At 54.4% G+C, this 14,833-nt stretch carries 13 protein-coding genes; 7 read left to right on the top strand and 6 right to left on the bottom strand.

Going from position 1 to position 14,833, the window contains the following annotated elements; genetic code table 11:
* Nucleotides 1–332: 332 nt before the first annotated feature.
* The 4 genes from GSQ62_RS06570 to GSQ62_RS06555 form a co-directional block, all read right to left on the bottom strand.
* Nucleotides 333–908, bottom strand: coding sequence for a DUF4256 domain-containing protein (locus GSQ62_RS06570; RefSeq protein ID WP_161888770.1), 576 nt, complete (start codon nt 906–908; stop codon nt 333–335).
* A 279-nt stretch (nt 909–1,187) separates the two neighbouring features.
* The gene (locus GSQ62_RS06565) at nt 1,188–1,892 is read right to left on the bottom strand and encodes a formylglycine-generating enzyme family protein (protein ID WP_237587040.1); all 705 of its coding nucleotides are present in this window, start codon (nt 1,890–1,892) and stop codon (nt 1,188–1,190) included.
* A 145-nt stretch (nt 1,893–2,037) separates the two neighbouring features.
* A complete protein-coding gene (locus tag GSQ62_RS06560) occupies nt 2,038–2,643 on the bottom strand; it encodes a hypothetical protein (RefSeq protein ID WP_161888769.1) in 606 nt (201 codons plus the stop codon).
* Nucleotides 2,644–2,920: 277 nt separating this feature from the next.
* Nucleotides 2,921–4,357 carry a dicarboxylate/amino acid:cation symporter gene (locus GSQ62_RS06555; RefSeq protein WP_161888768.1) on the bottom strand — a complete coding sequence of 479 codons (1,437 nt, stop codon included), beginning with the start codon at nt 4,355–4,357 and terminating at the stop codon, nt 2,921–2,923.
* A gap of 298 nt (nt 4,358–4,655) precedes the next feature.
* Between GSQ62_RS06555 and GSQ62_RS06550 the strand changes: the two genes are divergently transcribed.
* The 4 genes from GSQ62_RS06550 (at nt 4,656) to GSQ62_RS06535 (ending at nt 8,414) form a co-directional block, all read left to right on the top strand.
* Nucleotides 4,656–5,645 (top strand): dipeptide epimerase, encoded by a 990-nt coding sequence (locus GSQ62_RS06550; protein ID WP_161888767.1) that lies wholly within the window; start codon nt 4,656–4,658, stop codon nt 5,643–5,645.
* Between the two features lie 189 nt (nt 5,646–5,834).
* Nucleotides 5,835–6,284, top strand: a complete 450-nt coding sequence (locus tag GSQ62_RS06545) for a MarR family winged helix-turn-helix transcriptional regulator (protein ID WP_161888766.1) — start codon at nt 5,835–5,837, stop codon at nt 6,282–6,284.
* 568 nt (nt 6,285–6,852) lie between these two features.
* Nucleotides 6,853–7,530, top strand: a complete 678-nt coding sequence (locus GSQ62_RS06540; protein ID WP_161888765.1) for a YceI family protein — start codon at nt 6,853–6,855, stop codon at nt 7,528–7,530.
* Nucleotides 7,531–7,628: 98 nt separating this feature from the next.
* Nucleotides 7,629–8,414, top strand: a complete 786-nt coding sequence (locus GSQ62_RS06535; protein WP_237587039.1) for a DUF6503 family protein — start codon at nt 7,629–7,631, stop codon at nt 8,412–8,414.
* Nucleotides 8,415–8,574: 160 nt separating this feature from the next.
* Here the strand turns inward: GSQ62_RS06535 and GSQ62_RS06530 are convergent, their stop codons facing one another.
* Nucleotides 8,575–9,117, bottom strand: a complete 543-nt coding sequence (locus GSQ62_RS06530; protein ID WP_161888764.1) for a hypothetical protein — start codon at nt 9,115–9,117, stop codon at nt 8,575–8,577.
* Between the two features lie 24 nt (nt 9,118–9,141).
* Nucleotides 9,142–11,304: a S9 family peptidase gene (locus tag GSQ62_RS06525; protein WP_161888763.1), complete on the bottom strand. Its 2,163-nt coding sequence runs from the start codon at nt 11,302–11,304 to the stop codon at nt 9,142–9,144.
* 271 nt (nt 11,305–11,575) lie between these two features.
* Between GSQ62_RS06525 and GSQ62_RS06520 the strand changes: the two genes are divergently transcribed.
* The 3 genes from GSQ62_RS06520 to GSQ62_RS06510 all read left to right on the top strand — a co-directional run bounded on the left by GSQ62_RS06520 (nt 11,576) and on the right by GSQ62_RS06510 (nt 14,820).
* Nucleotides 11,576–11,863 (top strand): ATP-dependent Clp protease adaptor ClpS, encoded by a 288-nt coding sequence (locus GSQ62_RS06520; RefSeq protein ID WP_161888762.1) that lies wholly within the window; start codon nt 11,576–11,578, stop codon nt 11,861–11,863.
* Nucleotides 11,864–11,875: 12 nt separating this feature from the next.
* Nucleotides 11,876–12,484 (top strand): recombination mediator RecR, encoded by a 609-nt coding sequence (gene recR, locus GSQ62_RS06515; RefSeq protein ID WP_161888761.1) that lies wholly within the window; start codon nt 11,876–11,878, stop codon nt 12,482–12,484.
* A gap of 413 nt (nt 12,485–12,897) precedes the next feature.
* Nucleotides 12,898–14,820, top strand: coding sequence for an Ig-like domain-containing protein (locus tag GSQ62_RS06510; protein ID WP_161888760.1), 1,923 nt, complete (start codon nt 12,898–12,900; stop codon nt 14,818–14,820).
* The last annotated feature ends 13 nt before the right edge of the window (nt 14,821–14,833 follow it).

Genomic DNA, 14,833 nt, shown 5'->3' with positions numbered 1-14,833 from the left:
ATATACTAACTTTAAATATAAAGATAAGAAACTTTGTATATAATTTAGTATACATCTCCCCTGGATAGGTGAACCTCATTAAAAAAGCCGCAGACTTCAGGCTGCGGCTTTTGTGGTGCTGGTTAGGTGCTAAAAATGAGGGGCTTATATAGGAAATTGGCTGCGTTGGCGCGGATTTAGGGCACAGGTTTGGCGGTGCGCACACCCGTTTAAGTCATCCCGTTCCCGCCGCTGTGCTAAATCGTTGTTGGCAGCCGGGCTTGGGTTATTCGTGCGTCTGCCTATCCTATTACTCGGATAAGTTCTTACCTAGGAAACTCGCTTGGTAAGAATCAAACCCTCAGCGAGCCACGGAAGCCCCTGGCGGCATAGTAGGATTGCGCCCCGTTGTGATACACAAAGACGTGGCCGTAGCGGAAATCGGCAAAGATGGCGCCGCCGAGTTTTCTGATGGCGGCAGGTGTTTGCAGCCAGCTCGAAGTTTTCGCATCGAAATGTCCGAGTTGCTGCAGTTCCCGGTATTGTTCTTCTGTCAACAGGTCAATACCCATGGCAGCAGCCATATCCACGGCGCTGTTTTCCGGCCGATGCTCTTTCCTCGACTCCAGCCCCTCGCGGTCGTAACAAACGCTTCTGCGGCCCTTAGGGCTTTCCGCCGAGCAATCATAAAAGATGTATTCGCCTGTTTTACTGTCGTGGCCGACCACATCCGGTTCGCCGCCGGTTCTCTCCATTTCATGGAGCGACCACAGTTTTTCAGTACTGGCTTCCAGCCTTGCCCGCACCTTTGCCCATTCAAGGCCTTTATGGCGGTTCATGTTTTTCGTAAATCGGGCTTCTAATGCGCTGAGTAGCGCTTCACGTTGTGCTGGCGACAGTTCCTTTTTACTGCTGGTAGTGTGGCTCATCCTTATATATTAGCTCTGTGGGATAGGTGTGTCAAGCATGAATTTCCTGAAATTACTTCAAAAGTTCACTATCTGAAACGTCAGGTGTATCGATCAGACTTCGATTATTGCAAGAGGATTCAATTATCAATACCCTAAAATTAACTGAGCTTATATATACCTGCAACTCTTTTTTCCTGGTTTGTCAGGTTGGGCGGTCGTTTAGCCTTGCGCCTAACGGTCTCATATATTGGCTTTCTACCTACTCTGAGCTGTATGTATAGTTAGCGGTTTTCCTTTCTAATTTTTCAAGTTTATTGCTATTCTGAATCCTAAATCGTCTATCTTGAAAGAGTATGGATGGCTTCTTCTTCGTGTTGTCGCCATCACCCCTCTCTCTTCATCACACCAGCCCCCGCCTCTGAAAACCCTATACGAACCATAAACAGTCTCGTCATAAATGTCTGTGCACCATTCCCAGACGTTTCCTAACATATCATATAGCCCCCATTGGTTTGGTTGCTTTTTACCGACTTCCTGGGTACGCTTTTCTGAATTGCCCTTGTACCACGCAATTTCGTTCAATTCCCCATATCTGATATTTTTTGTTCCCGCCTGGCAGGCATATTGCCATTCAGCTTCTGTTGGCAATCGGAATCCATCTGCTTTGAAATCAAATGTTATATCCTTAGTTTCTGAGTCAATGGAATAGCATTGGCTTTTCCCCAAAAATTCTGACAGTTTGTTGCAGAAACTGACAGCTTCAGTCCATGAAACTGTCTCAACTGGTAAATTGCCGCCTTTGAATGCGGCTGGATTAGCGAGTGTTACTGCCTCGTACAAGTCCTGTGTAACCGGAAATTTAGCTAAATTGAAGGTGTCTATGGCAACGTCCCAAACTTTGTTGATTCGGTCGTCTCTCATTTCAACGGTTCCTGACGGAACCGTAATGAACAACTCCTCAATCGCTTCTATATCAATCCTTCTTTTCTTTAATGCTTTCACAAACTTCTTAACGTGCTGGGCTTTGCGGCTGGCGGATTAAAGAGTAATAATGTTGATTACCTTGACCGAACAGCAAAGTAATATAATGATAATAGGGTATAAACCCGCCTGACGTGAAGGTTTTGTTAGGCGTAGAGACTTCTTCCTACTGCTTCTGACCTTTATATACAGGAGCCGGCAAAGAGTTTGGTGGCAGGGGGTGTAACGGCAGCACGTGCTTTCTTGCTAAACTATCAAAAGTGGCTATTAGGGAAACTGTGTCCATTCCCTTTAGCCTCATTCCTTCATCTACCTGGAAGCGAAGCAATGAATCAGAAACAATTCTCAATGCTCCTTCAGCCCTTCTTGGGGTAAAACTCACCACTCTTACTCTTCCGTCAGTTGTAATAAGAAGCAGCATGTAATTAAATCCGTGGTATATTCCTGTCTTTTCTGGATTTAGATTGAACAACGATGTGTCAGTAGGATAGCTCTCAGCCAGTTCAGGGAATAATTTTACTAAGTTCCCATCAGTTGTGGTGAAGGCGTGTAATGGAGCGGTGAAGCTGTCTCTTTTAACAACTGTAAGACTATTATTTGATGCTAATTCATGTAGGCTGGCAAGATAGAAATCATACCCATCTCTTGTTGGCTTCTCTCTGTAAGAGTACCCAACAAGAGAAATCTTCTCAATAGAGGCTGGCTCCGTTTTAGTTGACGGCTGGGAACAACTCATTAAGAGTAACAACACAAATAGAGTGTGATATTTCATTTCTTTAAGCCTAACTAGCAGCTAAACGGAGTTACTCTGTTTAGCCTCCCAATATAGTCGGATAAACGGAATTGGGCTAACGAATATACTATATATTTGGAATCCAGTAAAACCACCAGGACTTATAGTTCTACAGAGGTGAAGACGTAAAAAGGAGCGCTATAAAACAAAACCCGCTCCCTTGCCAGCAGGCAACAGAAGCGGGTTTTGCGCTAAAGCTATATATGGCTGTTGGGAATAGGGAATCGAAGCGATTTATATATGGCTCCTATATAACCTACACCAATTTCCGTTCCCTGTCTTCCTCCGGCTGGTCCTGTGTCAGTTCCGGGTTGGAGGTTTCTACCAGGCCAGTCTCCGGCTGCGGGTCAAACTCGCCTTCCCAGCGGGCCACTACGGCGGTGGCGAGGCAGTTGCCGGTCACGTTGATGGAGGTGCGGGCCATGTCCATCAGCTCGTCGATGCCCAGGATGGCGAATACCGGCCACACCGGCAAATTGAACGAGGCAACGGTGCCCAGCAAAATCACCAGCGAGGCGCGCGGCACGCCAGCCACACCCTTGCTCGTGAGCATGAGCGTGAACACCATCACCAGTTGCTGCTGCCACGTAAGCGGAATCCCGGCGGCCTGCGCCACAAACACCGAGGCGAGTGCCAGGTACAGCGTGGTGCCATCGAGGTTGAAGCTGTAGCCGGTCGGCATCACGAAGGCCACAATCTTTCGCGGCACGCCCATTTTCTCCATCTCCTCCATGGCGCGCGGCAGGGCGGCCTCCGAACTGGTGGTGGCAAATGCAATGGAAACCGGCCCTGAAACGGCCTGCAGGAAGCGCCGGACCGGGATGCGCGCAAGCAGGGCCACCGGCAGCAGCACGAGCAGCGCAAAAGCGAGGAGCGCCACATACAGGGTAGCCAGCAACTGGAACAGGTTCAGCAAAATGCCGAAGCCCATATGGCCCACCGTGTAGGCAATGGCCGCGCCCACCCCGACCGGGGCAAAATACATGATGATGTTCGTGAACTTGAACATGGTTTCGGAGAGGCTCTCGCAGAACTCGAGCATGGGCCTGCGCTTCTTCTCGCTCACCATGGCCAGGCCGATGGCAAACAGCACGCTGAACACCACAATCTGCAGCACCTGCCCCTCCACCACCGATTTGGCGATGTTTTCGGGGAACACGTGCAGGATGATGTCGGAAGTGGTTTGCGGCGGCACGGCGGCGATTTCCTCCTGGCTCTGGGCCAGCCCCGCGTCGATGCCCTCCCCGGCTTTGCTGATGTTGATGGCGGCCAGCCCGATGAACAGCGCCAGCGTGGTCACCACCTCGAAGTAAACAATGGCTTTCCAGCCCATGCTGCCCACCTGTTTCAGGTTGGAGTGGCCGGCAATGCCCACCACCAGCGTGGCGAAAATGAGCGGCGCGATGATGGTTTTGATGAGCTTGAGGAAAATCTTGCTCAGCACGTTCAGGTTGGTGGCGAATGCGGGGAAGTCGTAACCGATCTCAGCGCCCACCACCATGCTGATGAGAATCCAGGTGGTGAGGGAGCGCTTCTGCAGGCCGTAGCCCAGCAACACCGCGATGCCCACCCAGCGCACCGCCAGCAGCACCTCGGCCGGGAAGGAAATAAAACCGTACTGCTGCAGCACGGTAAGCAGGGCTGCCAGGGTGATGCAGACCAGCACGGCCAGGGGCAGGAAAGATTTCTTCATAAGCGAAAAGAAAGAAAAAAGCGGCTTGCTATATAGTCGCCGCCGGGAAAGGCTTTGCAGAAACACACCCGCTAAACCTCCCGCACAAGCAAAAATCAACAGGGCGCAGCTACATTGGATTAGCAAATATAAAGGCAAAAACCGCATCCGCAAACTGGTGCCCTCCGATTTTAAACAGCTTCAGGTGTCTGGGTGCAAACTTTATCTTTCCTGTGTGATTGTGGGGCCTGGGATAGCTTTTTATAAGAAAAACGTGCAATTTCGGCTATCTTTTCACCTGATAAGTACTGTTTTATATATGCTGACATGGCGCATCGAGGCCCTGCACCTCAAACTGAAGTACACCTGGAAAATAGCCCGGAACGCCAGCGACGAGAAACTCAACTTTCTGGTGCAGGTCACGGACGGCACCTTCAGCGGCTTCGGCGAGGCGGCCCCCAACATCCGTTACGGCGAGACACCGGAGCTGCTGCTGCAGCAGTACCAGGTGCTGCTGATGGCGGGCCTGGCCGGGATGAAGAGCATGGAAGACCTGCTGCAACTGCTGCAGGAGCACCCGCCGGTGAATGCGCTGCGCTTTGCCGTGGAGTCGGCTTACCTGCACTATTTCTGTCAGCACAAGGGCATCCCCGTACACCAGCTGCTGGGCCAGCGACCGCCAGGGCAGCAGGCCACCTGCTACTCGCTGCCTATTATGGAGCCAGGGCAGGTGCAGGAGTTTATACAGGCCAACAACCTGAACCGCTTCCGCAGCCTGAAGGTGAAAGTGAACCAGGAGCAGGGGCTGGACCTGGTGCAGGAGGTGCTGAAGGCCACGCCCCGCAAAATAGTGATAGACGGCAACGAGAGCTGGCAGAACCCGGACGAACTGGTGACTTTCCTGAACGCGCTGGACCCGGCGCAGGTGCTTTTTGTGGAGCAGCCCATGCCCGCCTCGCACGCCGCCGCCTACGCCCACCTGAAGGAAATGAGCCCTATTCCGCTGGTGGCCGACGAATCGGTGACGGACACGGCTGATTTTGAGCTGCTGCGCACGGAGTTTCACGGTGTCAACATCAAGCTGATGAAGGCGGGCGGCTACCTGAACGCGGTGCGCCTGCTGCAGGAGGCCCGCAAGCACGGCATGATGGCCATGCTGGGCTGCATGGTGGAGACAACGCTGGGGATATGGTCGGCTATGCAGCTGAGCAGCGCCTTCGACTTCGCCGACCTCGACGGCTTCCTGATCGTGGAGGACGAGCCGTTCCAGCTGGTGCGGGAGCAGGACGGGGTGCTTTTCTTAAAGTAAACACCTGCGGCCGTGCTGGTGCCTGCACACCAGCGCCAACCATTTAGGGCTTTCGGCTGTTACCCAGAGGTACGAATGTTACCCAGAGGTACGAACACAGGGAGCAGAGAATGAAACTATTTTTTATGTTTGTACATTGAATGTATATACATATATTTAGGGGTTAATCCAGGAGAAGCAGTTTTGAAGATGAAGATAGAAGAAGAAATCAAGCAGCCCACTTTTAAGAGCGAGCACCAGAAGGCGCACATCAACCTGTTATATACCTCCGGTTGGGTGCAGCAGGCGCAGGCAAGCCTGTTCAAGCCCTTCGGCGTAACCCTGCCGCAGTACAACGTGCTGCGCATCCTGCGCGGGCAGCACCCCAAGCCCGCCACCATCAGCCTGCTGATTGACCGCATGCTGGACAAAACCTCCAACGCCTCCCGCATTGTGGACAAACTGGAGGCGAAGGCGCTGGTAACACGCAAGCAGTGCCCCGCTGACCGCCGCACCGTGGATGTGCTGATAACGGAAAAAGGGCTCGCCTTGCTGAAGCAGATGGACGGTGTCGAAAGCGGGGCTGGCACCGGCATCACCAACCTGAGCACAGAGGAGGCGGAGCAACTGAACAGGCTGCTCGACAAAATAAGGGGCTGATCAGGCCCGGCCATCAGATTGTGGCAAGGCCATATATGATGTTGTTGTGGTGAAACCTGTCCCTACGGCAGTAAACGATGGCAATTCACAGCATGTCACTTTTAGAATCTATAACTATGAAGGGCGTTTTCTAAACTGCTTTAATTTTGCGCAACGTCAGTTATTTATATATAACCGCCCTATCCTGAAGCCGCTCCAATATAAAGGAGCGGCTTCCTTTTTTAGGCTGCTGCCAGCTAAAATGGAAAGCCTATATATAAAACTTCCTGAACATATGAGCGGGGCTCTTGTTTAAGGGTGCAGAAGAGTGGGCGTCAGGCGAGTTAAGATGCGGTGGCCTCTATGAATGAAGGTGTTATAACAAACCCGTTAGGCGTCCTGCTGAGGCAGGAACAAGAAATCCCCTCTTCCAGCACGCTACCATATATGTTCTTCTACCAGAGAAAATGAACTAAATTTCTTTTAATATGTTTGTACATTAAATGTATATACATATATTTGTGCCGTAGACAGAAAAACGCTTCGAAACGGCACTAACACAAATTAAGAAACAATTAAAAACACCATCATGAAAAAGACAGCCATTTATGCTTCCTTTGCCGCAGCACTTTTATTCACGGCCTGCAACAGCAACTCCACCGAAACAGCAACGGCAGCAGCCACTGAAACCGTAGTTGCCGCCGAGGCAGCGCCAGCCTCCGGAGAGGTTGAAGCCTACAATGTGGTAGCGGAGAAGAGCGAGGTAAGCTGGCACGGTAAGAAAGTGACCGGCGAGCACTTCGGAAACATCGCCCTGCAAAACGGCGAACTGGACGTAGTCGGCGGCCAACTGGCGGGCGGCACCCTGGTGATAGATATGCACAGCCTCACGAATTCTGACCTGACCAGCGCAGAGGACAACGGCAAACTGGTGGGCCACTTGAAGTCAGACGACTTCTTCGGCGTGGAGAAATACCCGACCGCCACGTTCGAGATCACCAGCGTGACGCCGATTGACGGTGCCGCCGCCGGACAGCCGAACTACACCGTGGAAGGCGACCTGACCATTAAAGACAAGACAAACCCTGTTACCTTCCCGGCTACCATCAACGTGGCTGAGGATGTGGTGACAGCGCAGGCCGATGTAGTGGTGGACCGCGCAAAATACGACATTCGCTACGGCTCTAACAGCTTCTTCGACAACCTGGGCGACAAGGCGATCGACGATGAGTTTACCGTTTCTTTCGACGTGACTGCCCAGAAATAAGCAACCCTCTTTTTTTCGATTTCCGCCCCGCGCTCTCCGAAGTGGCGGGGCGGTTTTCGTTTGAGGCTCTGTGCAGCTTTCGGGCGTAATGCCTACCTTTGAATTTTAAATTTTTGCCGCTCATGACAAACCCATCCAGACAATTCTATATACTGCTGGCGTTTCTGCTGCTTGCGGCCGCTGGCTGCACCCCGGAGGAGAAATCGGAGGCGCAGGCCATTGTGGATGCCGCCATTGCCGCCCACGGCGGGCAGCACCTGGACCAGAGCGTGGTGACGTTCCGGTTTCGCGACAGGCAGTACCGCGCCCTCCGCGATAACGGCGCCTACGTCTACAGCCGCACCTTCACCGACTCTACCGGGCAGCGCATCCACGACGTGCTCCGCAACAGCGGCTTCGAGCGCACCGTGGACGACGCAGTAGTGGAACTGCCGCAGGAAAAGCTGGAGGCGTACAGCGCCTCCGTAAACTCGGTAATCTACTTTGCCCAGCTGCCCTATTTCCTCAACGACCCTGCGGTGCAGAAGGCCTATATAGGCGAGGCCACCGTAAAAGGCGAGCCTTACCACAAGGTGAAGGTAACATTTGAGGCAACGGGTGGGGGAGAAGACCATCAGGATGTCTATGTGTACTGGTTCCACCGGCGGGACCATACCATGGATTACCTTGCCTACAGTTTCGAGGAAGAGGACGGCTCGGAGGGCACCCGTTTCCGGGAGGCCGTGAACGCCCGTGAGGTCGGTGGCGTGCGCTTCCAGGACTATATAAATTACACCTCCAAGGAGAAATTACCGCTCGAAAAATTCGACCAGGCTTTTGAAGCCGGCAAGCTGGAAAAAGTATCAGTCATTAATCTGGAGGACGTGAAAGTAAGCGGGATCTAATTTTGAATGAGTGATGGAGTGAATGAGTGAATGGGGCCATATATGACCGAGGAGGCAACGGTTGCCTCCTCGGTCATATATGGCCCCATTCAGTTATTCAGAAGTCAATTATTCAAAATTAAGATTCGCTCATTCACTCCATCACTCATTCAGAATTCACCTATTCCACCTCAAACGCGTGCGGAAGCGCAACGGGCACGGGCTTTTCGCGGTGGTGGATTTGCTGCAGGAAACTGTCCAATTCCGCTTTATATTCCAGGTGATAGTCCTCGTGCAGGTTTTTGCGGATGAGCTGCATGGTGCGGAGCAGCAGCCGGGCGGTGGCGGTGTAAAAGCCTTTGTAGTAGCTGTCGAACTGGCCGGTGAAGTTGCCGAAGATAAGGCGCAGCGTGTACAGGTTCAGGTCTATTTCCCCTTTTGCACTTTTGGTGATGCGCTTGAAGAGGGCTACTTCCTTCAGCGCCTTGCGCAGGGCTTTGGCAAGCGCCTTGGCCAGGCTGCGGCCGCTGGCGTTTAGCAGCAGCTCGTGTATCTTGTCCGAGGCCTGCTCATATACCTCCTCCAGCGTCAGCTCCCCTAACTCGAACAGAAGCAGGTCGTAAAGCTCGGCATCGCGGCGTACCGCTTTCAGGATAATGGCTTCTTTCTCTTTGTCGCTCAGCTGTTTTACGGCCTGTCGAAAAGCCTGGGAGATGGCGGGCATAGCGTGTTCCTAAAATTTTGCTTCCTACAGGTTGTCCTCAAAATACTGCGTCACTTTGGTCATAAGGTGCACGCGGTCTTTGCCGCGCACGTTGTGCGGGTGGCCCGGGTACACGAAGTAATCCAGCTGTATGCCCTCGTCCACCGCCTTTTTGATAAACGCGAGGCTGTGCTGCCACACCACCACGTCATCCACGGTGCCGTGTATCAGCAGTAGCTTCCCCTTCAGGTCCTCCACGTAATTCAGCAGGTTGGCTTCTTTATATCCTTCGGGGTTCTGCTCCGGCGTGTCCATGTAGCGCTCGGTGTACATCACCTCGTAATATTTCCAGTCGATGACCGGGCCCCCGGCCACGCCCACCTTGAACACGCCGGGAGCGCGCAGCATCAGCGAGGTGGTCATAAAGCCGCCGAAGCTCCAGCCATGCACGCCCAGGCGCTCCGCATCCACATAAGGCAGTGACTTCAGGTAGTCTACGCCCTTCAGTTGGTCGGCCAGTTCGGCAGTGCCCAGCTGACGGAAGGTTTCCTGCTCAAAGGCCAGTCCCCGACCAGCAGAGCCGCGCGGATCCACGGTGAAGACGATATAGCCTTTCTGCGCCATCAGGTGCATCCAGAGATTGGCACCCGCCAGCCAGCTGTCAGTGACCAGCTGCACGTGCGGCCCGCCATATACATATACCACCACCGGGTACTTTTTGCTTTTGTCCATATTGGGCGGCGCTATCATACGGGCATATAAATCGGTGCCGTCTTCCGCCTTAATCGTGAAAACGGTTGTCTCGCCAAGCGCATATTCCGCTACCGGGTTCCTGGCCGCCAGTAGCGACTGCGCCAGCTTGCCCTTCGTGTTGAGCACCCGGATGATGCGCGGCACCTCACGGCTGCTGTAGTTGTCGATGAGGTAGTTGCCACCCGGGCTCAGCTGTGCGTGGTGCGTGCCGCTGCCGTCAGAGAGTTTCTTCATTTTGCCGTTGTCCAGGTTTACACGGTATATATGGCGTTCCAATGGGCTTTCGGCGGTGGAGGTATAATAGAGTTCAGTTCCTTTTTTGTTGAAGCCAAGGATTTCGGTCACCATCCAGTCGCCGCTGGTGAGCTGCCGGATTTGCTTGCCGCTGGTGTCGTAGAGGTACAGGTGGTCGAAGCCGCTGCGCTCGCTCACCCACACAAAGCGCTTCGGGTTACCGGGCAGGAAGTACAGGCCGTGCTCGGGCTCCACGTATTTCTCGTGCTTCTCCTCAAAAAGGGTTCTGACGAAGTTGCCCGTGGCCGCATCGTACTGGTTCAGCTGCATATGGTTCTGGTCGCGGTTCAGCACGGCTAAATAGACCGACTTGCCGTCGGGGCTCCAGGTTACGTTGGTCAGGTACTGCTCTGCGGGCTCGCCTGTTTTTAGGTAAGTGGTTTTCTTAGTGGCCGTGTTATATACGCCCACCGTCACGTGGTGGCTCTTGCCGCCCGCCATCGGGTACTTGATGTTGCTGGGAACTGCCGGAAGCGGGGCGATGTCTACGAGGGGGTAGTCCGTCACCATGGTCTGGTCCATGCGGTAAAAAGCCAGCTGCCTGCCGTCCGGCGACCAGAACGTGCCCTTCGTGATACCGAACTCCGAGCGGTGCGCCGCCTGCCCATATACAATCGCCACGTTGGCCTCATCGGTCAAAGCTACATCCGGTGCGCCCGGCGCGGATATATATAAATTGTTGCCTTTGGTGTAGGCCACGCGCTGCAGGGACGGGTCCAGCTCGGTATAATCCGCCTCCTCTGAGAAAGTGGTGATGACTTCTGCCTTGTCAGCGTTCAGGTTGTACTTATATAGTTTGTGCTGCACTTCCATTGCCAGCGTGTTCCCGTCGGCCCAGTGCAGCGCCGGGAAGCTGCTGAGCTGCTGCGCTCCGGCAGCCTCCAATGCCTTGCTCAGCTTGCCAAGTGTCAGTGCCTGGATGCGTTTGGTGGAGGTGGCGCTGCCGCGCATCAGCACAGCGGCGCTGTCCTGTTGGTCTATATATACAAAGTCGTCGGTGCCTGCCACCCAGCTCAGCTGCTTCAGGTTCTCGGGCTGCAGGTTGCTGTTGAGGATGGCGTCCTGCATCGTCAGCAGTTTGCCCTGCGCCTGCGCCTGCAGCGAGGCGGCCAGCAGCACTATCAAAAAAGCCAGTTTCCGGAAGGGGTGAAGTAGCGTCATGAATAGAAGTGTATGTATGAATGTGATGATCAGAGCAACAATGCAAGTTCGCTGTTATTGCCCGGTATAGCAAAAATAAAGCCTGTTTCAGCGGATTGCGCCTGCCAGCCTGTATAGCGGATAATATGGCAAAACCTGCAGCCAGCCGGAATGAAAAAGGCTGCGGAATTGTTAAAACAAACGCGCCATCAACAAGGCCGCAGACGAAAGAAAAGGGGATGTCTGATGCCTTCGGCTTCGTTAAGTGCTTAATAGTTTGTATTTTTGCATCATGAACTGGGATACTGATATTTTACATGAAGAACAGGTTGAGGTAGAGTTGCTGGAAGAGAGCACGGACCTCCGCAACCTGGTGGTGTACAACGACGAAGTGAACACGTTCGACCATGTCATCGAGACGCTCATCAAAGTGTGCCGCCATACGGCCGAGCAGGCGGAGCAGTGTACCATGCTGATCCATTACAAAGGCAAGTGTACCGTGAAGGTGGGTTCTTACGAGGAGCTGGTGGGCATGTGTACCGCCCTGCACGACAAAGACCTGTCGGCGGACATAGAGTAGAGGGGACACTGAATGGATTTTCCGTCGAAGTTGATTGAGAATGCCGTCGAGGAGCTGGCCAAGCTTCCGGGCATCGGGAGGAAAACAGCCCTGCGCCTGGCGCTGCACCTGCTGAAAGAGGAGTCGGAAGACACTTTCTCGCTGGCCGAGTCGCTGGTGAAGATGCGCACCGACGTGAAGCACTGCAAACAGTGCCACAACATCTCGGACACCGAAATCTGCAGCATCTGCGCCAACCCGCTGCGCGACAAAAGCGTGCTGTGCGTGGTGAGCGACATCCGGGATGTGATCGCGATTGAGAACACTTCGCAGTACAAGGGCCTGTACCACGTGCTGGGCGGCGTCATATCCCCATTGGAGGGCGTCGGCCCGTCTGACCTGCAGATCGAGTCGCTGCTGGAGCGCCTGCCGCGGTCGGAGGTGAAGGAGCTTTTGCTGGCCATCAGCCCCACCATGGAAGGCGACACCACGGCCTTTTACCTCACCCGCAAACTCCGCGACCAGAACCTGCGCATCACCACCATCGCCCGCGGTGTGCCCGTGGGCGGCGAGCTGGAGTACACCGACGAGATTACCCTCGGCCGCAGCATCGTGGAGCGCACGGCCTACGGCAAAGTATAAGCATCATACAAAAACATACGCTTCACAAAAAGGGCTGCAAATTCACTTTGCAGCCCTTTTTGTGTCCTGCCCATAATAGAACTCTCTACAATTTCCAGCCATCGCCAAGGCTGTCCCTAAAGTTAGGCGGGGGACATAAGTATAAAGAAAGAGCAAAATAATATTTATATGATAAGTTGTGGAACTAAAAATCTATAACTTTATTTATTAAAATTAGTAATAAGTATAATATTAAGCATTCCATATTTTTTATGTATAGCTCTTCCTTCGGCACAAGAAGCCTCCGTGGGTTTCTGACTATTACCCTTGTTCTTGCTTTTGTAGTGCTATTCAATTCCGGTGTGTCTGCCAATCGGCACAGCAAAGGATCTGTGCCAGTGCAAATCCCTCAAAGCGGCGCCTGCGTCTCACCAGTGAAGCCAACCATAACCGCTAACGGGCCGATAACCTTGTGTGCGGGAGGCAGCGTGCTGCTGACGGCAAGCCCCGGCAAAAGCTATAAGTGGAGCAACGGGTCTACTGCGCAGGCCATCACCGTGACCAGATCGGGGGTGTACGGCGTGGAGGTGACAGACGCCAGCGGCTGCATCGGGAAAGCGGATGATGTGACAGTGACGGTGGCCGGAAGGCTGGCGGCCCCTACGATAGTGTATTCCGGCACGCTGCTGGTATGCCAGAAGGGAAGTGTGCAGATGTCGGTGCCGGCGCAGGAGGGTGCCGCCTACGTGTGGAAGCGGGATGGCGTGCTGGTGTATGACGGGTCGAACGAATACGTGGCACGGGAAGCTGGCGTGTATACCGTGGAGCTGTCCAACTTCTGCGGAGCCGTCCGGAGCACCAACAGGGTGGAGCTTAAAATCCAGGAGCCCATGCCCGCGTTCGAGGTCGTGGCCACCGGCTCCACCGTGTTTTGCAGGGGCGGGAGCGTGCGGCTGTCCGTGCCGGAATACAAGGAGACAACATATGCGTGGCATAGAGACGGGACCCTGGTAAGCGGCAACAAACACTTTTTTGTGGCCGAAGAGCCCGGTATATATACAGCGGAGATAACCAACCAGTGCGGCACCTTCCGCAGCAGCAAGGGGCAGCAGGTAAAAGTGCTCGCTTTGCCTACGCAACCTACCGTACAAGGTGCGGCAGCCTGTGCGAAAGCGGCGGTAACGCTGACCGCCTCAGGCGGCAGCCCGGGCATGTACAGGTGGTATCAGGCAGCCAGCGGCGGAGCGGCCATCGCCGGTGCCGACGCAGCTTCCTTCACCACGCCTGAACTCTCCGCCTCCGCCACCTATTACGTAGCCATCACCAACGGACAGTGCGAAAGCAAGCGGGTGCCCGTAAAGGCTACTATCAACACAAAGCCTGCTGCGCCGGAGATAGAGGCAGACGGCAGGCTGGAGGTGTGTGAGGGGGGCGCCGTGATGCTGCATACGGCGGCCATCCAAAATGTGACATATACCTGGCTGCGCGACGGGCAGGAGCTTTCCGGCGGTTCCAACACCCTGCAGGCCACCGAAAGCGGCGAGTACAGCCTGCGGGTGCAGAACGAGTGCGGAACAAGCCTCTCCTCCAACAAAGTGACAGTGCGTGTGTGGCCCGCCCCGGCGGCTCCCGCAGCGCAGGACGGAAGCTCCTGCGGCCCCGGCAGCGTAACGCTCACAGCCACGGGAGGGGCCGCCGGCGAATACCGCTGGTACGAGAGCGAAACAGCCCCAACGCCGCTTGCCGGTTCCACAGATGGCACTTTCACGACTCCTGCCCTCCAAGACTCCCGCACCTACTATGTGGCGCTGGTGAAGAACGGGTGCGAGGGAGAACGGACACCAGTGCAGGCCTTGGTGTACCCTGTGCCCGAGGCAGTGGCCAGCTTGCCGGACCAGGACATCGATTCGGGCGAGAGCGTGCGCCTGAACGGGAGCGGAGGAGAAAGTTATATATGGAGCCCGGCTGCAGGGCTCGATGATCCCCTTGCCGCAAGCCCTGTTGCCACGCCGGAGCAAACCACGCGCTACACGCTAACGGTGAAGAACAGGGAAGGCTGCGAGGATACGACCAGTGTGGTGGTAACAGTGCGCCAGCTGCTCGTGATTCCCAATGCCTTCTCACCGAACGGGGACGGTGTGAACGACAACTGGGAGATAGAAAACATCGAGTACTTTCCGGGGGTGGCGGTGGAGGTATACAACCGGTGGGGAAACCTGATCTTTGAGCGGGCCAATTACCAGAGTGACTGGAACGGGACGTACAGGGGAGCCGCGTTGCCTGTCGGCACTTATTTCTATGTTATCAGTATCCCCGGCAAGAGCAGGTTTACCGGCTATCTCAACATTGTGAATTAACTACCCTACTCAA

The organism is Pontibacter russatus (genome assembly GCF_009931655.1).
GTDB classification, from domain to species: Bacteria; Bacteroidota; Bacteroidia; order Cytophagales; family Hymenobacteraceae; genus Pontibacter; species Pontibacter russatus.
Note: the sequence above shows the minus strand (reverse complement) of the source record. Positions and strands in the feature narration are given on the sequence as shown.